Annotated in this window: 14 protein-coding genes; 11 read left to right on the top strand and 3 right to left on the bottom strand. The window is 50.4% G+C overall.

Translation table 11 applies throughout. The features are described 5' to 3' along the window. The first annotated feature begins 368 nt into the window (after positions 1 to 368). Genes xdhA through xdhC form a run of 3 tightly spaced genes read left to right on the top strand, consistent with a single transcriptional unit; the run spans position 369 to position 4,031 of the window. Positions 369 to 2,666: a xanthine dehydrogenase molybdenum-binding subunit XdhA gene (xdhA, locus tag ACJHX7_RS09395; protein ID WP_089582743.1), complete on the top strand. Its 2,298-nt coding sequence runs from the start codon at positions 369 to 371 to the stop codon at positions 2,664 to 2,666. A gap of 10 nt (positions 2,667 to 2,676) precedes the next feature. After that, the gene (xdhB, locus tag ACJHX7_RS09400) at positions 2,677 to 3,555 is read left to right on the top strand and encodes a xanthine dehydrogenase FAD-binding subunit XdhB (RefSeq protein ID WP_094030034.1); all 879 of its coding nucleotides are present in this window, start codon (positions 2,677 to 2,679) and stop codon (positions 3,553 to 3,555) included. Continuing rightward, complete coding sequence (gene xdhC / locus ACJHX7_RS09405) at positions 3,552 to 4,031, top strand: xanthine dehydrogenase iron sulfur-binding subunit XdhC (protein WP_001016605.1); 480 nt, start codon at positions 3,552 to 3,554, stop codon at positions 4,029 to 4,031. Before xdhB ends, xdhC begins: the two co-directional genes overlap by 4 nt. 39 nt (positions 4,032 to 4,070) lie before the next feature. On the opposite strand, the gene ACJHX7_RS09410 is transcribed toward xdhC, so the two are convergent. Then, complete coding sequence (locus ACJHX7_RS09410; protein WP_000417784.1) at positions 4,071 to 5,849, bottom strand: sigma-54 interaction domain-containing protein; 1,779 nt, start codon at positions 5,847 to 5,849, stop codon at positions 4,071 to 4,073. A gap of 478 nt (positions 5,850 to 6,327) precedes the next feature. On the opposite strand from ACJHX7_RS09410, the gene ygeW reads away from it, so the two are divergent. Genes ygeW through arcC form a run of 5 tightly spaced genes read left to right on the top strand, consistent with a single transcriptional unit; the run spans position 6,328 to position 12,456 of the window. Further along, on the top strand, positions 6,328 to 7,515 hold the full coding sequence (gene ygeW, locus ACJHX7_RS09415) for a knotted carbamoyltransferase YgeW (RefSeq protein ID WP_000859787.1): 1,188 nt from the start codon (positions 6,328 to 6,330) through the stop codon (positions 7,513 to 7,515). Positions 7,516 to 7,572: 57 nt separating this feature from the next. Continuing rightward, a complete protein-coding gene (gene dpaL, locus ACJHX7_RS09420; RefSeq protein WP_000110493.1) occupies positions 7,573 to 8,769 on the top strand; it encodes a diaminopropionate ammonia-lyase in 1,197 nt (398 codons plus the stop codon). A 57-nt stretch (positions 8,770 to 8,826) separates the two neighbouring features. Next, positions 8,827 to 10,038, top strand: coding sequence for a YgeY family selenium metabolism-linked hydrolase (locus ACJHX7_RS09425; RefSeq protein WP_001107125.1), 1,212 nt, complete (start codon positions 8,827 to 8,829; stop codon positions 10,036 to 10,038). Positions 10,039 to 10,090: 52 nt separating this feature from the next. Beyond that, positions 10,091 to 11,476, top strand: coding sequence for a D-phenylhydantoinase (gene hyuA, locus ACJHX7_RS09430; protein WP_032171969.1), 1,386 nt, complete (start codon positions 10,091 to 10,093; stop codon positions 11,474 to 11,476). A gap of 47 nt (positions 11,477 to 11,523) precedes the next feature. After that, complete coding sequence (gene arcC / locus ACJHX7_RS09435; protein WP_000037995.1) at positions 11,524 to 12,456, top strand: carbamate kinase; 933 nt, start codon at positions 11,524 to 11,526, stop codon at positions 12,454 to 12,456. 40 nt (positions 12,457 to 12,496) lie between these two features. Here the strand turns inward: arcC and yqeB are convergent, their stop codons facing one another. Both yqeB and yqeC read right to left on the bottom strand, forming a co-directional pair. Then, complete coding sequence (gene yqeB / locus ACJHX7_RS09440) at positions 12,497 to 14,122, bottom strand: selenium-dependent molybdenum cofactor biosynthesis protein YqeB (protein ID WP_022646083.1); 1,626 nt, start codon at positions 14,120 to 14,122, stop codon at positions 12,497 to 12,499. A gap of 47 nt (positions 14,123 to 14,169) precedes the next feature. Next, a complete protein-coding gene (gene yqeC / locus ACJHX7_RS09445; protein ID WP_075862152.1) occupies positions 14,170 to 14,940 on the bottom strand; it encodes a selenium cofactor biosynthesis protein YqeC in 771 nt (256 codons plus the stop codon). A 103-nt stretch (positions 14,941 to 15,043) separates the two neighbouring features. On the opposite strand from yqeC, the gene mocA reads away from it, so the two are divergent. From mocA to ssnA, 3 genes are all read left to right on the top strand, one after another. Then, positions 15,044 to 15,622 (top strand): molybdenum cofactor cytidylyltransferase, encoded by a 579-nt coding sequence (mocA, locus tag ACJHX7_RS09450; protein ID WP_410231558.1) that lies wholly within the window; start codon positions 15,044 to 15,046, stop codon positions 15,620 to 15,622. Positions 15,623 to 15,943: 321 nt separating this feature from the next. Beyond that, positions 15,944 to 19,042, top strand: a complete 3,099-nt coding sequence (gene ygfK / locus ACJHX7_RS09455) for a putative selenate reductase subunit YgfK (RefSeq protein ID WP_094030035.1) — start codon at positions 15,944 to 15,946, stop codon at positions 19,040 to 19,042. 2 nt (positions 19,043 to 19,044) lie between these two features. After that, on the top strand, positions 19,045 to 20,373 hold the full coding sequence (gene ssnA / locus ACJHX7_RS09460) for a putative aminohydrolase SsnA (protein WP_000906265.1): 1,329 nt from the start codon (positions 19,045 to 19,047) through the stop codon (positions 20,371 to 20,373). Positions 20,374 to 20,398: the final 25 nt, after the last annotated feature.

Raw genomic sequence — 20,398 nt, forward strand, 5'->3', positions numbered from 1 at the left:
CTCTTGATACCCAATCTCTTGCTTCTGGAAAAACGCGGTAATAGAGAAAGAGGTTAATTTCATTTGGCAAAGGGAAGTATCATCAGCAAAATATTCACTGTAGATGTATCGAATTTCCTGACTCATTTACCCTATTTCCCATCCTGATGCGTAATAATCCCAATTTATCACATTGATTTTATCGCCACTCATATTGATACGTATCACTGCCCCTATTCAGGGTCCTGTTTCGTATCATATCTGTGTTTTTTTAACATCATCACACTTCCTTCCTCCCTTAACGCTTATCGTCGTTTCTGGCGTAAATCTTGCCTGCTTAGACTAAATCTTTGCCATAAGAACCAAATGTTCAAATCGAGGGGATTTCTATGGAAGCGCGGGAAGCAACCGCTACAGGTGAATCATGCATGCGCGTAGATGCCATTGCTAAGGTCACCGGGCGGGCACGATATACTGACGATTATGTTATGGCGGGCATGTGTTACGCGAAATATGTACGTAGCCCTATCGCACATGGTTATGCCGTAAGTATTAATGATGAACAAGCCAGAAGTTTACCGGGCGTACTGGCGATTTTTACCTGGGAAGATGTGCCTGATATCCCATTCGCTACAGCTGGGCATGCCTGGACACTTGACGAAAACAAGCGCGATACCGCCGATCGCGCACTGCTAACTCGCCATGTTCGTCACCATGGTGACGCCGTTGCCATCGTCGTGGCCCGTGATGAACTCACGGCAGAAAAAGCGGCGCAATTGGTCAGCATTGAGTGGCAAGAATTACCCGTTATCACCACCCCAGAAGCGGCGCTGGCTGATGACGCTGAACCAATCCATAACGGCGGCAATTTACTAAAACAAAGCACGATGTCGACGGGCAATGTCCAACAAACAATCGATGCCGCCGACTACCAGGTTCAGGGGCACTATCAGACTCCCGTTATTCAACATTGTCACATGGAAAGCGTGACATCGCTGGCATGGATGGAGGATGACTCGCGAATTACCATCGTTTCCAGCACCCAGATCCCGCACATTGTTCGCCGCGTGGTTGGTCAGGCGCTGGATATTCCCTGGTCATGCGTACGAGTCATCAAACCGTTTGTCGGTGGCGGTTTTGGTAATAAACAGGATGTACTGGAAGAGCCAATGGCGGCATTCCTGACCAGCAAGCTTGGCGGCATTCCGGTGAAAGTTTCCCTTAGCCGTGAAGAGTGTTTCCTCGCAACCCGTACCCGCCACGCTTTTACTATTGACGGGCAAATGGGCGTGAACCGCGACGGAACATTGAAAGGTTATAGTCTGGATGTTCTGTCTAACACCGGCGCTTATGCATCTCACGGGCACTCCATCGCTTCTGCAGGGGGGAATAAAGTCGCTTACCTTTATCCTCGTTGTGCCTACGCTTACAGTTCAAAGACCTGCTATACCAACCTCCCCTCGGCTGGTGCGATGCGTGGTTATGGCGCGCCACAAGTCGTATTTGCCGTTGAGTCTATGCTTGATGACGCCGCGACAGCGTTAGGTATTGATCCTGTTGAAATTCGTTTACGCAACGCCGCCCGCGAAGGAGATGCTAATCCGCTCACGGGCAAACGTATTTACAGCGCAGGGTTGCCGGAGTGTCTTGAAAAAGGCCGGAAAATCTTTGAATGGGAAAAACGCCGTGCAGAGTGCCAGAACCAGAAAGGCAATTTACGCCGCGGCGTTGGCGTCGCCTGTTTTAGCTACACCTCGAACACCTGGCCTGTCGGCGTAGAAATAGCAGGCGCGCGCCTGTTGATGAATCAGGATGGAACCATCAACGTGCAAAGCGGCGCGACGGAAATCGGCCAGGGTGCCGACACCGTCTTCTCGCAAATGGTGGCAGAAACCGTGGGGGTTCCGGTCAGCGACGTTCGCGTTATTTCAACACAAGATACCGATGTTACGCCGTTCGATCCCGGCGCATTTGCCTCACGGCAGAGCTATGTTGCCGCGCCTGCGCTGCGCAGTGCGGCACTGTTATTAAAAGAGAAAATCATCGCTCACGCCGCAGTCATGCTACATCAGTCAGCGATGAATCTGACCCTGATAAAAGGCCATATCGTGCTGGTTGAACGACCGGAAGAGCCGTTAATGTCGTTAAAAGATTTGGCGATGGACGCTTTCTACCACCCTGAACGCGGTGGGCAGCTCTCTGCTGAAAGCTCCATCAAAACCACCACTAACCCACCGGCGTTTGGCTGTACCTTTGTTGATCTGACGGTCGATATTGCGCTGTGTAAAGTCACCATCAACCGCATCCTCAACGTTCATGATTCGGGGCATATTCTAAATCCGCTGCTGGCAGAAGGTCAGGTACACGGCGGAATGGGAATGGGCATTGGCTGGGCGCTATTTGAAGAGATGATCATCGATGCGAAAAGCGGCGTGGTCCGTAACCCCAATCTGCTGGATTACAAAATGCCGACCATGCCGGATCTGCCACAACTGGAAAGCGCGTTCGTCGAAATCAATGAGCCGCAATCCGCATACGGACATAAGTCACTGGGTGAGCCACCAATAATTCCTGTTGCCGCTGCTATTCGTAACGCGGTGAAGATGGCTACCGGTGTTGCAATCAATACACTGCCGCTGACGCCAAAACGGTTATATGAAGAGTTCCATCTGGCAGGATTGATTTGAGGATAACATCATGTTTGATTTTGCTTCTTACCATCGCGCAGCAACCCTTGCCGATGCCATCAACCTGCTGGCTGACAACCCGCAGGCCAAACTGCTCGCCGGTGGCACTGACGTACTGATTCAGCTCCACCATCACAATGACCGTTATCGCCATATTGTTGATATTCATAATCTGGCGGAGCTGCGGGGAATTACGCTGGCGGAAGATGGCTCACTACGTATCGGCTCTGCAACGACATTTACCCAGCTCATTGAAGATCCTGTAACTCAACGTCATCTCCCGGCGTTATGTGCTGCGGCCTCATCCATTGCCGGACCGCAGATCCGTAACGTCGCTACCTACGGTGGAAATATTTGCAACGGTGCTACCAGCGCAGATTCTGCCACGCCAACGCTAATTTATGACGCGAAACTGGAGATTCACTCCCCGCGCGGTGTTCGTTTCGTCCCGATTAATGGCTTTCACACTGAGCCGGGCAAAGTGTCTCTTGAGCATGACGAAATCCTTGTCGCCTTTCATTTTCCGCCCCAGCCGAAAGAACACGCGGGCAGCGCGCATTTTAAATATGCCATGCGCGACGCAATGGATATTTCAACGATTGGCTGTGCCGCACATTGCCGACTGGATAACGGCAATTTCAGCGAATTACGCCTGGCATTTGGTGTTGCCGCGCCAACGCCGATTCGCTGCCAACATGCCGAACAGACTGCACAAAATGCGCCATTAAACCTGCAAACGCTGGAAGCTATCAGCGAATCTGTCCTGCAAGATGTCGCCCCGCGTTCTTCATGGCGGGCCAGTAAAGAGTTTCGTCTGCATCTCATCCAGACGATGACCAAAAAAGTGATTAGCGAAGCCGTCGCCGCGGCGGGGGGAAAATTGCAATGAATCACAGCGAAACAATTACCATCGAATGCACCATTAACGGGATGCCTTTTCAGCTTCACGCCGCACCAGGCACGCCGCTCTCGGAATTACTCCGCGAACAAGGACTGCTAAGTGTCAAACAAGGGTGCTGCGTGGGTGAATGTGGTGCCTGTACGGTGCTGGTCGACGGCACAGCAATAGACAGTTGCTTATACCTTGCCGCCTGGGCTGAAGGAAAAGAGATCCGCACGCTGGAAGGTGAAGCGAAAGGCGGAAAACTTTCTCATGTTCAGCAGGCTTATGCGAAATCCGGCGCAGTGCAGTGCGGGTTTTGTACGCCAGGCCTGATTATGGCTACCACGGCAATGCTGGCGAAACCACGCGAGAAGCCATTAACCATTACGGAAATTCGTCGCGGACTGGCGGGAAATCTTTGTCGCTGCACGGGGTATCAGATGATTGTAAATACAGTTCTGGATTGCGAGAAAACGAAGTAAAAGGATATCCGGCCTGAATTCAGGCCGGATTCACTGAGGTTATGTGTTTAACAACTCATATTTCTTAATCTTGCGATAGAGCGTAGCAATGCCGATGCCCAGTTCATCAGCAACTTCCTTCTTGCTGTTATGACGTGAAAGCGCCTCGCGGATCATTTGCTTTTCCATCTCCTCCAGCGCCGTGCCGCCCGCATCATCGAGTGACAGGTGCGCCTCACTGACCTCTGTTACATCACTTTGCTCCGTTGTGCCATTATTCAGCAGATTTGGTGGCAATAGCGTGCTGTCGATAACTTCACCTGAAGGAACCACGTTAACCAGATATTCCATCAAATTGCTTAACTCGCGCAGGTTTCCGGGCCAACGATGCTTACGCAATATTTCGACGACATCCGGAGCAATGCCAGGATAAACCGATCCCAGACGACGGGTATGCAGATGTAAAAAGTAATGCACCAGTAATTCAATATCTTCCTGACGTTCACGCAGCGGTGGAAGAGTTATCGGGATAACATTAAGTCGGTAGAAGAGATCTTCGCGGAATTTACCTTCGGCAATGAACTGGGCCAAATTCTGATTAGTTGCAGAAATGATGCGGATGTCGACTTGTATTGGGCTACTGGCACCAATCGGCAGAATTTCACGCGCCTCAATAGCACGCAGTAATTTAGCCTGCAACATTAATGGCATATCACCAATTTCATCGAGAAACAGCGTGCCCGTATTCGCCGCCTGAATCAACCCTGTTTTACCGTTGGCAGAAGCGCCAGTAAATGCGCCTTTAACATAACCGAACAGTTCGCTCTCCAGAAGCTGTTCCGGAATCGCGGCACAGTTGATAGCAATAAAGGGTTTATTCCGTCTTCCGCTCAACTTATGGATTGCACGGGCGACGACTTCTTTACCTGTGCCGCTTTCACCAACCACCATAACGCTGGATGGGCTGGGTGCAATACGGCTAATGAGTCGTTTTAATTGCCGCATAACACGGCACTCGCCAACCAATTGTTCAATATGCGGTTCATCAGGTGCATTTGCTACAGAAAAACTGGTATGCGATTGGTGAAACGCCATTAAAAATAGTTGTCGGCCCTGGATGTTATGCAACTGACCAATGATTAATTCACTTTTATCATCCCACGAAACAATATGTTGCATATGACCATGGGTAAAATTACTCTCAAATGTTAATGGTCTGAAACGAACAGGTTTTCCAATAATATTATTTTGTACAACACCGAGTGTTTTTAAAGCTGTCTGATTAACAAATTGAACACGATTATCAGCATCAACCACTAACACGCCCTGATCCATATTATCGATCATGGTCGCGAATATTTTACTGATGTTATCTCCTGGTCCCTGATCCTCCAGAAGTTTAGAAACAAAAATGGTGGATATATGGCGAACGTAATCAGAAAATTCGCGTAAATTATCACTAATATGCTCTTGTTGCTCGTGGGTAACGGCAATCAAACTTATCACTCCAACACAACGATCCTGTAAAATGACAGGCGTACCCAGAAATGCTTTTTCGCGGCAATTTTCTTTACTATCGCAACCTTCACAAAGGGGATCGAAGCGAGACTGTGTCACAACTTTTTCAGTTTTCGTTTCCAGGACGTGGCGGAGCAGGCGTGAGTTGCCGCTCAACTGGCGACCAAGAAACTTCCCATACGCGCCCGTTCCGGCGACGCGACACAAGTTTTCATCAACGATCTCAACCTCAAGCTGCAAAACGCTGGCAAGCATTCTGGCAAAACGCTGAATTGTCGGTTGAATTTGCATCAATACTGACTGCGTAGTAGCAAGCTCCATAGCTTTACCTTCCAGACTTACTTAAAAGTCGATCATTGAAGACGTTGATGGTTCATAGATCATGATGATATTAACTCAGGCGAAATTGGCTTTGATAAAAACATAAGATTTTTATCACTTTCTAATGAAATTATGGAAGAGATATCACATTTCTATATCAATATGAGAATTACGGCGGTGAGTTTATCAAACTGAAGAGAGATCGCCTGTCCCTTTATCTTATTTCTGATACTTAGCAGCAAATAAATAACGCGATAAAAAAAGCCAAACGTTTTCGTATTTTACAAACAACCGGAAGCTGGCATCAATTTGTGATCAACCCCACACATTATCCGTCAAATTAGTCTTTTGCAGCCCCGTGGATAATTCTGGCACACTTATTGTTAGTCCCAGGTATAGCTGTGAAAACACCAATCACTTTGGCAAGTCACAGTGAAATAAACCACTTTGCCTGTCATTCCACTACCGGGACTTTATGATGAAAACTGTTAATGAGCTGATTAAGGATATCAATTCGCTGACCTCTCACCTTCACGAGAAAGATTTTTTGTTAACGTGGGAACAGACGCCAGATGAACTGAAACAAGTACTGGACGTTGCCGCAGCATTAAAAGCACTGCGTGCTGAAAACATCTCAACCAAAGTCTTTAATAGTGGATTAGGTATTTCCGTATTCCGCGACAACTCCACCCGTACCCGCTTCTCTTATGCTTCCGCGCTTAACCTGCTCGGCCTTGCACAGCAAGATCTCGACGAAGGCAAATCACAAATCGCTCACGGCGAAACCGTGCGTGAAACCGCCAATATGATCTCCTTCTGCGCCGACGCTATTGGTATTCGCGACGATATGTATCTGGGCGCAGGCAACGCCTATATGCGTGAAGTTGGCGCTGCACTTGATGACGGTTACAAGCAGGGTGTGCTGCCGCAACGTCCGGCTTTAGTGAACCTGCAATGCGATATTGACCACCCGACTCAGTCAATGGCTGACCTGGCATGGTTACGTGAACACTTTGGTTCACTGGAAAACCTGAAAGGTAAAAAAATCGCCATGACCTGGGCCTACTCCCCAAGCTATGGCAAACCGCTCTCTGTACCACAAGGCATCATCGGTCTGATGACTCGCTTCGGTATGGATGTCACCCTGGCCCATCCGGAAGGCTACGACCTGATCCCGGATGTCGTTGAAGTCGCTAAAAACAATGCTAAAGCCTCCGGCGGTAGCTTCCGTCAGGTCACCAGCATGGAAGAAGCCTTCAAAGACGCAGACATCGTTTATCCGAAGTCATGGGCACCTTACAAAGTGATGGAAGAGCGTACTGAATTGCTGCGTGCGAACGATCACGAAGGCTTAAAAGCACTGGAAAAACAGTGTCTGGCACAGAACGCGCAACACAAAGACTGGCATTGTACTGAAGAGATGATGGAACTGACCCGTGATGGCGAAGCCCTGTACATGCACTGCCTGCCAGCTGATATCAGCGGTGTATCCTGCAAAGAAGGTGAAGTGACTGAAGGCGTGTTCGAAAAATACCGTATCGCTACCTACAAAGAAGCCAGCTGGAAGCCTTATATCATCGCCGCGATGATCCTGTCCCGTAAATACGCCAAACCAGGTGCACTGCTCGAGCAACTGCTGAAAGAAGCGCAAGAACGCGTGAAATAACCCCTCGGGCCGATCAGCTGGTCGGCCCTCTATTTCCAGAGGCCAAAAGGATAGGATATGTCCGTTTTCTCATTGAAGATTGATATCGCTGATAACAAATTTTTCAACGGCGAAACATCACCGCTCTTTTCGCAAAGCCAGGCCAAACTGGCGCGCCAGTTCCACCAGAAAATTGCTGGTTATCGCCCAACACCGCTTTGTGCGCTGGACGATCTCGCAAACCTTTTTGGTGTGAAGAAAATTCTCGTCAAAGACGAATCAAAACGATTCGGTCTGAACGCCTTCAAAATGCTCGGCGGTGCGTACGCCATCGCTCAATTATTGTGTGAAAAATATCATCTTGATATCGAAACGCTGTCATTTGAGCATCTGAAAAATGCCATCGGCGAAAAAATGACCTTCGCGACCACCACCGACGGCAACCACGGGCGCGGTGTGGCATGGGCAGCACAGCAACTCGGACAGAATGCGGTGATTTACATGCCGAAAGGTTCTGCTCAGGAACGCGTTGACGCCATTCTGAACCTCGGTGCCGAGTGCATCGTCACGGATATGAACTATGACGATACCGTTCGCCTGACCATGCAACACGCGCAGCAGCACGGCTGGGAAGTGGTACAGGACACAGCATGGGAAGGTTACACCAAAATCCCAACCTGGATCATGCAAGGCTACGCAACCCTGGCAGATGAAGCCGTCGAGCAAATGCGTGAAATGGGCGTAACCCCGACGCACGTTCTGCTGCAAGCCGGTGTCGGTGCAATGGCCGGTGGTGTGCTGGGTTATCTGGTCGACGTCTATAGCCCGCAAAATCTGCACAGCATTATTGTTGAACCTGACAAAGCTGACTGTATTTATCGCTCCGGCGTCAAAGGCGACATCGTCAACGTTGGCGGTGATATGGCCACCATCATGGCGGGCCTGGCCTGTGGCGAACCTAACCCGCTGGGCTGGGAAATCCTACGTAACTGCGCCACCCAATTCATCTCCTGCCAGGACAGCGTTGCCGCATTAGGTATGCGCGTGCTGGGTAATCCGTACGGCAACGACCCGCGCATCATCTCCGGTGAATCCGGCGCTGTCGGTTTGGGCGTTCTCGCGGCGGTTCATTATCACCCGCAACGTCAAAGCCTGATGGAAAAACTGGCGCTGAACAAAGATGCCGTAGTGCTGGTTATCAGCACTGAAGGCGACACAGACGTGAAGCACTACCGCGAAGTTGTCTGGGAAGGCAAACACGCTGTAGCACCTTAATCACCCTATTGGAACTGCTCCCTGCAAAACGGGGAGTAAAAAATCTGGAGAAAAATAATGGCTAAGAATATTCCATTCAAACTGATTCTTGAAAAAGCAAAAGATTACCAGGCGGACATGACTCGCTTCCTGCGCGACATGGTTGCTATTCCCAGTGAAAGCTGCGACGAAAAACGCGTAGTACATCGTATTAAAGAAGAGATGGAAAAAGTCGGCTTCGATAAAGTTGAAATCGACCCGATGGGCAACGTTCTCGGTTATATCGGCCACGGCCCGCGTCTGGTGGCAATGGACGCTCATATCGATACCGTCGGCATTGGCAACATCAAAAACTGGGACTTCGATCCGTACGAAGGCATGGAAACTGATGAGCTGATCGGTGGTCGCGGTACTTCCGACCAGGAAGGCGGCATGGCATCTATGGTTTATGCCGGTAAAATCATTAAAGACCTCGGTCTGGAAGATGAATATACCCTGCTGGTTACCGGTACTGTGCAGGAAGAAGACTGCGACGGCCTGTGCTGGCAGTACATTATTGAACAATCCGGCATTCGCCCGGAATTTGTGGTCAGTACCGAACCAACCGACTGCCAGGTATACCGTGGTCAGCGCGGTCGTATGGAAATTCGTATTGATGTTCAGGGTGTTAGCTGCCACGGTTCTGCACCAGAACGCGGTGACAACGCCATTTTCAAAATGGGTCCGATTCTTGGCGAATTACAAGAACTCTCCCAACGTCTGGGTTATGACGAATTCCTCGGCAAAGGCACCCTCACCGTTTCTGAAATCTTCTTCACATCCCCAAGCCGTTGCGCTGTAGCAGATAGCTGCGCCGTCTCTATTGACCGCCGTCTGACCTGGGGCGAAACCTGGGAAGGCGCGCTGGACGAAATCCGCGCCCTGCCTGCAGTACAGAAAGCTAACGCGGTTGTTTCTATGTACAACTACGACCGTCCGTCCTGGACTGGCCTGGTTTACCCAACCGAATGCTACTTCCCGACCTGGAAAGTGGAAGAAGATCACTTCACCGTTAAAGCACTGGTGAATGCCTACGAAGGACTGTTTGGCAAAGCGCCGGTTGTTGATAAGTGGACCTTCTCAACTAACGGCGTATCTATCATGGGCCGTCACGGCATTCCGGTGATCGGCTTTGGCCCGGGTAAAGAACCTGAAGCGCATGCACCTAACGAAAAAACCTGGAAATCTCACCTGGTGACCTGTGCCGCGATGTACGCTGCAATCCCGTTAAGCTGGCTGGCAACCGAATAATTACTCTTCACTTATTCCCCTCCGGTTCGCCGGAGGGTTTTTGGAGTTTGCTATGCGCGTATTGATCAAAAACGGCACTGTCGTTAACGCAGATGGACAAGCCAAACAGGATTTGCTGATTGAAAGCGGGATTGTTCGCCAGTTGGGCAACAATATTTCGCCGCAGCTCCCGTATGAAGAAATTGATGCCACTGGCTGTTACGTTTTCCCTGGCGGCGTGGATGTCCATACGCATTTCAATATTGATGTCGGCATCGCGCGCAGTTGTGATGATTTTTTTACCGGTACCCGCGCAGCTGCGTGTGGCGGTACAACAACCATTATTGACCATATGGGATTTGGCCCGAATGGCTGCCGGTTACGCCATCAACTGGAGGTTTATCGTGGTTATGCCGCCCATAAGGCGGTCATCGACTACAGCTTTCACGGTGTGATCCAGCACATTAATCACGCCATCCTCGACGAAATCCCGATGATGGTCGAGGAAGGGCTGAGCAGTTTTAAACTCTATTTAACCTATCAATACAAACTCAACGATGATGAAGTGTTGCAGGCATTACGCCGCTTGCATGAATCCGGCGCGCTGACCACCGTGCACCCGGAAAATGATGCGGCTATCGCCAGCAAGCGGGCGGAGTTTATCGCCGCAGGGTTAACCGCGCCGCGCTATCACGCCTTGAGTCGCCCTCTGGAATGCGAAGCGGAAGCCATCGCCCGCATGATTAACCTGGCACAAATTGCCGGTAACGCCCCGCTCTATATCGTGCACCTGTCTAACGGCTTAGGTCTGGATTATCTGCGTCTTGCCCGTGCGAATCACCAGCCAGTCTGGGTTGAAACCTGCCCACAATATCTCCTGTTGGACGAACGCAGTTACGATACAGAAGATGGCATGAAGTTCATTCTTAGCCCACCGCTGCGTAACGTACGCGAGCAGGACAAACTGTGGTGTGGCATCAGCGATGGTGCGATTGACGTGGTGGCGACCGATCACTGCACGTTCTCGATGGCTCAACGCCAGCAAATTTCTAAAGGCGATTTCAGTCGCTGCCCAAATGGCTTACCCGGTGTGGAGAACCGCATGCAACTGCTGTTCTCCAGTGGCGTGATGACGGGACGTATCTCACCGGAGCGTTTTGTTGAATTAACCAGCGCGATGCCCGCCAGGCTGTTTGGCCTGTGGCCGCAAAAAGGATTATTAGCGCCCGGTTCCGATGGCGACGTGGTGATTATCGACCCACGTCAGAGCCAACAAATTCAGCATCGCCATCTCCACGACAACGCTGACTATTCGCCATGGGAGGGTTTTACCTGTCAGGGCGCGATTGTCAGAACCTTATCCCGTGGTGAAACGATTTTCTGTGACGGCACCTTTACAGGCAAAGCCGGGCGAGGTCGTTTCCTGCGACGCAAACCGTTTGTCCCTCCCGTGCTCTAACCACTGCCAGGGATCTATACACAATCAAGAATGATGAGTGAGGAAAAATGAGTAAGAAAATTGTTCTCGCCCTGGGCGGGAATGCGCTGGGCGATGACCTGGCCGGACAAATGAAAGCGGTAAAAATTACTTCTCAGGCAATTGTTGATTTAATTGCCCAGGGACATGAAGTTATCGTCACTCATGGTAACGGGCCGCAGGTGGGCATGATTAACCAGGCCTTTGAAGCTGCCGCAAAAACTGAAGCGCACTCGCCAATGCTGCCGATGTCTGTCTGTGTTGCATTAAGCCAGGGTTATATTGGTTACGATCTACAAAACGCCTTAAGAGAAGAACTGCTTTCTCGTGGCATTAATAAACCTGTAGCAACGCTAGTTACCCAGGTCGAAGTCGATGCTAACGACCCGGCATTCCTCAACCCGACCAAGCCGATCGGTTCATTCTTTACCGAGCAAGAAGCAGAGCAACTGACAAAACAGGGCTACACCCTGAAAGAAGATGCTGGTCGCGGCTATCGTCGTGTTGTTGCTTCACCAAAACCGGTTGATATTATTGAAAAAGAGACGGTAAAAGCGCTGGTAGAAGCAGGCCAGGTAGTGATCACCGTTGGCGGTGGTGGCATTCCCGTTATTCGTGAAGGTAACCATCTGCGCGGTGCCAGTGCGGTTATCGATAAAGACTGGGCCAGCGCCCGTTTAGCAGAAATGATTGATGCCGATATGCTGATCATTCTGACTGCGGTAGAAAAAGTGGCCATTAACTTCGGTAAAGAGAATGAACAGTGGCTCGATCGCCTGTCATTAAGTGATGCTGAACGCTTTATCGAAGAAGGTCATTTTGCGAAAGGTTCTATGCTGCCTAAAGTGGAAGCTGCCGCCTCGTTTGCTCGCTCTCGCGCAGGTCGTGAAGCACTGATTACCGTATTGAGCAAAGCGAAAGAAGGGATTGAAGGCAAAACCGGAACGGTGATTTGTCAGTAATTTAAAGGCCGGATGGGTAATACCATCCGGCCATTTTCATTTAAGCCACTTCCAGCACTTCTTTTGTCGCTTTAACGCCCTGATGCATCAACATCATTAACGCCTCAAGTACGCCGCCGCCAATCGCCCGGGCTTTATCAGAAACGCTGGTGAAATCAGCCGTTTCACCACGAGGATCGATATCACCAATTTTAAAACCACCGACCACTGCCAGTCCGTCGTTCAACAAGCCACGCACCATCCCCGTCAACGGTGCTTTAATTTCATGCTCACCAATCCAGGCAATCACATCGCCCTCTTTCACCAGATCGCCTAATTTCACGTTGGATCGCATAATGCCTGCAGCAGGAGCACGGATCACCCGTCGGGTGGTATGCCCCATAATATTGCCAGGAACACCGGTATTCTCCTGCGCACAACCAGAGTAAATCACCTGACCGAGCCAGTGCCCGCGATTTGTTTCAATTACCGCATGACAATCCTTCCCTGCAGTAAAGCCCGGCCCAAGCGCGATTGTTACTGGTGCCATATCTGCCCGCGTTCCCAAATTCTGTTTCGCCAGAATAGCGTCCACCACGCAAAGCGGTTTCAGTTCATCAAGCAATGAACAGGTGGGATCTACCATCACAGGGATGAATCCGCGTTCGGTAAGTTTCATCGCTTCCGCAGAGCTGGTTGCCAGGCGGGCGGTGACGCCTTCGACCGTCATTTCGCCATCGAACACGGCCTGGGCAAACGCCACGGTACAACGAATCACTGTCGGTTTTTCCACTTCCAACATGATCACTTTAAAACCCGCATGATACAGACGTAGCGCTACACCACTGGCGATATCCCCCGCACCGCGAATCACCACCAGCTGGTGTCCGGAAGGATGAGAAGGCTTCATCATCAGCCCACCCGGCGCGTTATTTTTCACCTGTAATATTTCTGCCAGCACGCTGATGGCGATCTCCTGCGGCGTTTCCGCACCTATGTTGTAACCAACGGGCGCATGTAAACGGGCAATATGTTCTTCAGCCACGCCTTTCTCACGCAATTGACGCAGGAAAAGCTGAACCTTGCGACGACTTGCCAGCAACCCCAACCATGCAATGGGCTGTTCAATGAGTTTGTCGAGGGCTTCACGATCCTGATTATTCGTGGCAATCAGGACAAAATTATCAGGGCGAATATCCAGTGCTTCCACTGCCGCACCAAACGACTCAGCATAGAGAAGCGTGGTTGATGGTGGGAATAGTTCAGGATTGAGGCTTTCGCGATAAATATCGGCAACGGCGATATCAAATCCTAATAGCGCCGCACTCTGGGCTATCGCCCGGTTGACATGCCCCGCACCAATCAACACCAGACGTGGACGCATACCATGGACGCTGATAAATACTGACATTGCACCTCCACAATCTGACCCGACAGCATCCGCACCGTTACGAGCCATACGTCCATGGAATAATCGCGGCTTACGTTCCTGCAATGCCTGAAGCGACTCTTCAATCACCTTCCGCTCAACCATTCCGCCACCAATTGTACCGACGATAGAACCATCGGCGCGCACTAACATTTGTGCAGAATGGCGGGGGGTTGAGCCTCGGCTATCAACAATTTGCGCCATCGCAAACGGACAATTTTGCTCTTCGAGTTTTGCAGCCTCTGTGAAAATATTCATACCAACCTCAATGGATATCCTTTCAGTAACCCGGAATACCCGGGCCGCTAATTCACAAATCTGCGCGCGATTGCAGGATGTTCTTGTATATCGCCCAGCCAGATTGCCTCTACGTTGTGTTGTTGCAGCGGTTGAAGGAGCTCGCTTTGCGCAATCGCATTCTCACATTGAGAAAAACGGTTAATGAACCAGACTCGCCGACAACCTTGCGGTACGTTTTTAAACGCCCCCTGAGGGTGGCGAACCAGCGCAACGAGATCGCTCAGTTGCAAGGTTGCATCAGGTGTTAACCCGGTAATATCAGCAAACTGCGACCAGCGATGGACATTTTCTGTGCTCACTTTCGCACCCAAAATATGTCCTCCCATCACAGCAATTACGCAGCAACTGCTTTTGGGTATGCAAGGTTCGTGCTCATCAGGCGCTTTTAACGGCATTCCACGCGAGCCATCTGCCTCAATGAGAATTACGTCACACTCTGGTCGTTGCACCAGTGCATCAATCGCTTCTGGCATAAATCCCTGCACTTTTCCCTGGTTCGCTTTCCAGCTATGAAAACAAAATGAAATGGGGGATGTAAGAGACGCATGAGGAAGCATGGCGGGATCACGACAGAAAACCACGGGCCAGTGAGACGTTGGCATAAACATATGTGTCGTCGTAGTGATTAACACACGCCTGCCGCTAGCCTGGAGCAGTTCTGCCAGCCAAAAAAGCAAGCTGGTTTTCCCCCCAGCCCCAACAACAGAAATCACAGTGGGACGTTTCTGCGCGCCTAAATCAATGAATAATGCCGATGGGTCAATTATACTTTTCACGCGTCTTTATGGACCTCTCTGGGATAAATTATCCTCAACTTAATCCATCAGGAAGTAACGCAATTACCAGGCGTTATTAGCTCCTGTAAATAATGGAATCACTATGTCAGCCATCGACTGTATAATTACCGCCGCAGGATTATCATCAAGAATGGGGCAATGGAAAATGATGTTACCCTGGCAACAGGGAACAATTCTTGATACAAGTATCAAAAATGCGTTGCAGTTTTGTAGCCGAATTATTTTAGTCACCGGCTATCGTGGTAATGAACTGCACGAACGTTATGCGAACCAGAGCAATATCACTATTATCCACAACCCAGATTATGCGCAGGGTTTACTGACATCAGTAAAGGCCGCAGTACCCGCGGTGCAAACAGAACATTGTTTTCTCACCCACGGAGATATGCCAACCCTCACCATCGATATTTTTAGAAAAATCTGGTCGTTACGAAATGATGGCGCAATACTGCCACTCCATAATGGCATCCCCGGCCATCCGATTTTAGTGTCAAAACCATGCCTGATGCAGGCAATCCAGCGACCCAATGTCACCAATATGCGTCAGGCACTCCTTATGGGAGAATATTATTCCGTCGAAATAGAAAATGCAGAAATAATTTTAGATATTGATACTCCTGACGACTTTATTACAGCGAAGAAAAGGTATACTGAAATTTAGAAAACGTAGTTAAACGATTGCGTTCAAATATTTAATCCCTCCAGCACTCTTTATCATAATGATAAGGAATCACTGATTTTGAGAAAAGAGAAAAAGTGATAAATGGGCTGGCAATAATAATTTTCAGGAGTGATTTTAATTCTCATTTGGCACCTGTGAGTTCATTCACAAAAAGCCATTAAGTTTCGAGCCGCCTCACATTTTTTTATATTTCCCGCCAAACCTGGCAAGAGTGGTGCGATTGTTGCTCTATCCCCCTAAACCACCGGATTTCTCAACACCGGTCACTCAATGATATCTGTATAAGCTAAGGAGAGGGTTATGGGGGATATTATGCGTCCCATTCCGTTTGAGGAACTTTTGACGCGCATATTTGATGAATACCAACAACAACGCTCAATCTTTGGTATTCCCGAGCAACAGTTTTACTCACCTGTAAAAGGTAAAACTGTTAGCGTCTTCGGTGAAACCTGTGCCACTCCCGTCGGCCCTGCCGCTGGCCCGCACACGCAGCTCGCGCAAAATATTGTCACTTCCTGGCTGACTGGCGGACGCTTCATCGAACTAAAAACCGTCCAAATTCTTGACCGCCTGGAGCTGGAAAAGCCCTGTATTGATGCCGAAGACGAGTGCTTTAACACCGAATGGTCCACCGAATTTACCCTGCTTAAAGCCTGGGATGAATACCTCAAAGCCTGGTTTGCCCTGCATCTGTTGGAAGCGATGTTCCAGCCATCAGGATCCGGTAAGTCATTTATCTTTAATATGAGCGTCGGTTATAACCTTGAAGGGATTAAACAGCCGCCCATGCAGCAGTTCATCGATAATATGATGGACGCGTCTGACCATCCGAAATTCGCACAGTACCGCGATACGCTTAATAAACTACTCCAGGATGACGCATTTTTAGCCCGCCACGGCTTACAGGAAAAACGCGAATGCTTGCAGGCCTTACCGGCACGCATCCCCACCAGCATGGTACAAGGCGTTACCCTCTCCACGATGCACGGCTGTCCTCCGCATGAAATCGAAGCCATTTGCCGCTACATGCTGGAAGAAAAAGGGCTCAATACCTTTGTGAAACTCAACCCGACCTTACTGGGGTACGCGCGTGTTCGTGAGATCCTTGATGTCTGCGGTTTCGGTTACATAGGCTTAAAAGAAGAGTCATTTGATCACGACCTCAAGCTGACGCAAGCGCTGGAAATGCTGGAACGCCTGATGGCACTGGCAAAAGAAAAATCACTCGGCTTTGGCGTAAAACTGACTAACACTCTCGGCACCATCAACAATAAAGGCGCACTGCCTGGTGAAGAGATGTATATGTCAGGCCGTGCGCTGTTCCCGCTCTCCATCAACGTTGCAGCAGTTCTCTCTCGCGCCTTTGACGGCAAACTGCCCATTTCTTATTCCGGTGGTGCCAGTCAGCTGACTATCCGCGATATTTTTGATACTGGTATTCGCCCTATTACTATGGCAACCGACCTGCTGAAACCTGGCGGCTATCTGCGCTTAAGTGCCTGCATGCGCGAGCTGGAAGGCTCCGATGCCTGGGGACTTGACCATGTTGACGTCGAACGACTGAACAGACTGGCAGCAGATGCGTTAACCATGGAATACACCCAGAAACACTGGAAGCCAGAAGAGCGTATTGAAGTGGCTGAAGACCTGCCGCTGACCGATTGCTACGTTGCCCCCTGTGTTACTGCCTGCGCTATCAAGCAAGATATTCCGGAATACATCCGTCTGCTTGGCGAACACCGCTATGCCGACGCGCTGGAACTCATCTATCAACGCAACGCCCTGCCCGCCATTACCGGTCATATTTGCGATCACCAGTGCCAATACAACTGTACCCGCCTGGATTACGACAGTGCGCTGAATATCCGCGAACTGAAAAAAGTCGCGCTGGAAAAAGGTTGGGATGAATATAAGCAACGCTGGCACAAACCAGCCGGTTCTGGTTCACGCCATCCGGTTGCCGTGATTGGTGCAGGTCCGGCGGGTCTGGCCGCAGGTTACTTCCTTGCCAGAGCGGGCCATCCGGTTACGCTGTTTGAACGCGAAGCCAACGCGGGCGGCGTGGTGAAAAATATCATTCCTCAGTTCCGTATTCCTGCAGAGTTAATTCAGCACGATATCGATTTTGTTGCCGATCACGGCGTGAAATTTGAGTATGACTGCTCACCCGATTTGACCGTTGAACAGTTAAAAAATCAGGGCTTCCACTATGTTCTGATTGCCACCGGCACTGATAAAAATAGCGGTGTGAAACTGGCGGGCGACAACCAAAATGTCTGGAAATCACTCCCCTTCCTGCGTGAATACAACAAGGGCACCGCGCTCAAGCTGGGCAAACATGTGGTCGTTGTCGGGGCGGGTAACACCGCAATGGACTGCGCTCGTGCGGCGTTACGCGTCCCAGGCGTAGAAAAAGCAACGGTCGTTTACCGTCGTTCACTGCAAGAGATGCCAGCATGGCGCGAAGAGTATGAAGAAGCGTTGCACGACGGCGTGGAGTTCCGTTTTCTGAATAATCCGGAACGTTTCGATGCTGATGGCACCTTAACCTTGCGCGTTATGTCGCTTGGCGAACCGGATGAGAAAGGTCGTCGTCGTCCGGTTGAAACCAACGAAACAGTAACACTGCATGTGGACAGCCTGATCACCGCCATTGGTGAACAGCAGGATACTGAAGCCCTGAATGCAATGGGCGTGCCGCTGGACAAAAACGGCTGGCCAGACGTCGACCATAATGGCGAAACGCGTCTGACTGACGTCTTTATGATCGGCGACGTACAGCGCGGACCATCCTCCATTGTCGCTGCTGTCGGAACCGCGCGTCGGGCGACCGATGCCATCCTTAGTCGGGAAAATATCCGTTCCCACCAGAACGATAAATACTGGAATAACGTCAATCCGGCGGAAATCTATCAACGTAAAGGCGATATCTCTATCACTCTGGTGAACAGTGACGATCGTGACGCGTTTGTCGCGCAGGAAGCCGCTCGCTGCCTTGAATGTAACTACGTTTGCAGCAAGTGTGTGGATGTCTGCCCGAACCGCGCCAACGTATCCATTGCGGTCCCTGGCTTCCAGAACCGTTTCCAGACGCTGCATCTCGATGCCTACTGCAACGAATGCGGCAACTGCGCCCAATTCTGCCCGTGGAACGGTAAACCGTACAAAGACAAAATCACCGTCTTCAGCCTGTCGCAAGATTTTGATAACAGCAGCAACCCAGGCTTCCTGGTGGAAGATTGCCGGGTACGCGTACGTCTGAATAACCAAAGCTGGGTGTTAAACATCGACAGCGAAGGTCAGTTCAACAACGTACCACCGGAGCTGAACGATATGTGCCGCATTATTAGCCATGTCCACCAGCATCATCATTATCTGCTGGGCCGCGTGGAGGTGTAATCATGTTGATTCTGAAGAATGTCACCGCAGTGCAGTTACACCCGGCGAAAGTGCAGGAAGGCGTTGATATCGCCATCGAAAATGATGTGATTGTCGCTATCGGCGATGCCCTGACGCAACGCTACCCCGATGCCAGCTACAAAGAGATGCATGGTCGGATTGTGATGCCGGGAATTGTCTGCTCGCATAACCATTTTTACTCGGGACTTTCCCGCGGAATTATGGCAAACATCGCCCCCTGCCCGGATTTCATCTCAACGCTGAAAAATCTCTGGTGGCGGCTCGATCGCGCCCTTGATGAAGAGTCGCTCTATTACAGCGGACTGATTTGTTCCCTGGAAGCGATTAAGAGCGGATGTACATCGGTTATCGATCACCATGCCTCTCCGGCGTATATCGACGGGTCGCTCTCCACATTGCGCAACGCATTTTTAAAAGTTGGCCTGCGCGCGATGACCTGTTTTGAAACTACTGACCGTAACAACGGCATCAAAGAGTTGCAGGAAGGTGTAGAAGAAAACATCCGCTTCGCCCGTCAGATTGATGAGGCGAAGAAAGCAGCAACCGAGCCGTATCTGGTGGAAGCACATATCGGCGCTCACGCGCCGTTTACCGTGCCGGATGCCGGTCTGGAGATGCTGCGTGAAGCCGTGAAAACCACAGGTCGTGGTTTGCATATTCACGCTGCGGAAGACCTTTACGACGTTTCCTACAGTCACCACTGGTACGGCAAAGACCTACTGGCACGACTGACGCAATTCGATCTCATCGACAGCAAAACGCTGGTCGCTCATGGGCTGTACTTGTCGAAAGATGACATCGCCCTACTCAATCAGCGCGATGCGTTCCTGGTGCATAACGCCCGTTCAAACATGAACAACCATGTCGGCTACAACCATCACCTTAGCGACATCCGCAATCTGGCGTTGGGAACGGACGGCATTGGTTCGGACATGTTTGAAGAGATGAAATTTGCCTTCTTTAAACATCGCGATGCGGGTGGCCCGCTGTGGCCTGACAGTTTTGCCAAAGCACTGGCTAACGGCAACGAACTGATGAGCCGCAACTTTGGCGCGAAATTTGGCCTTCTGGAAGCCGGTTACAAAGCCGATTTAACCATTTGTGATTACAACTCGCCAACGCCGCTGCTGGCAGACAATATCGCCGGGCATATCGCTTTCGGTATGGGCTCAGGCAGCGTTCACAGCGTGATGGTCAATGGTGTGATGGTCTATGAAGACCGTCAGTTTAACTTCGATTGCGATTCCATTTATGCGCAAGCCAGAAAAGCCGCTGCCAGTATGTGGCGTCGGATGGATGCGCTGGCATAAATAACAGCTCCCCTCTTCTTTCAGA

Source organism: Escherichia sp. WS1451 (assembly GCF_046487365.1).
GTDB classification, from domain to species: domain Bacteria; phylum Pseudomonadota; class Gammaproteobacteria; order Enterobacterales; family Enterobacteriaceae; genus Escherichia; species Escherichia coli.

Bases quoted from the DNA above. Each gene is read 5' to 3' on its own strand.
- xdhA (WP_089582743.1), top strand. From the start codon at position 369: ATGGAAGCGCGGGAAGCAACCGCTACAGGTGAATCATGCATGCGCGTA.
- xdhB (WP_094030034.1), top strand. From the start codon at position 2,677: ATGTTTGATTTTGCTTCTTACCATCGCGCAGCAACCCTTGCCGATGCC.
- xdhC (WP_001016605.1), top strand. From the start codon at position 3,552: ATGAATCACAGCGAAACAATTACCATCGAATGCACCATTAACGGGATG.
- ACJHX7_RS09410 (WP_000417784.1), bottom strand. From the start codon at position 5,849: ATGGAGCTTGCTACTACGCAGTCAGTATTGATGCAAATTCAACCGACA.
- ygeW (WP_000859787.1), top strand. From the start codon at position 6,328: ATGAAAACTGTTAATGAGCTGATTAAGGATATCAATTCGCTGACCTCT.
- dpaL (WP_000110493.1), top strand. From the start codon at position 7,573: ATGTCCGTTTTCTCATTGAAGATTGATATCGCTGATAACAAATTTTTC.
- ACJHX7_RS09425 (WP_001107125.1), top strand. From the start codon at position 8,827: ATGGCTAAGAATATTCCATTCAAACTGATTCTTGAAAAAGCAAAAGAT.
- hyuA (WP_032171969.1), top strand. From the start codon at position 10,091: ATGCGCGTATTGATCAAAAACGGCACTGTCGTTAACGCAGATGGACAA.
- arcC (WP_000037995.1), top strand. From the start codon at position 11,524: ATGAGTAAGAAAATTGTTCTCGCCCTGGGCGGGAATGCGCTGGGCGAT.
- yqeB (WP_022646083.1), bottom strand. From the start codon at position 14,122: ATGAATATTTTCACAGAGGCTGCAAAACTCGAAGAGCAAAATTGTCCG.
- mocA (WP_410231558.1), top strand. From the start codon at position 15,044: ATGTCAGCCATCGACTGTATAATTACCGCCGCAGGATTATCATCAAGA.
- ygfK (WP_094030035.1), top strand. From the start codon at position 15,944: ATGGGGGATATTATGCGTCCCATTCCGTTTGAGGAACTTTTGACGCGC.
- ssnA (WP_000906265.1), top strand. From the start codon at position 19,045: ATGTTGATTCTGAAGAATGTCACCGCAGTGCAGTTACACCCGGCGAAA.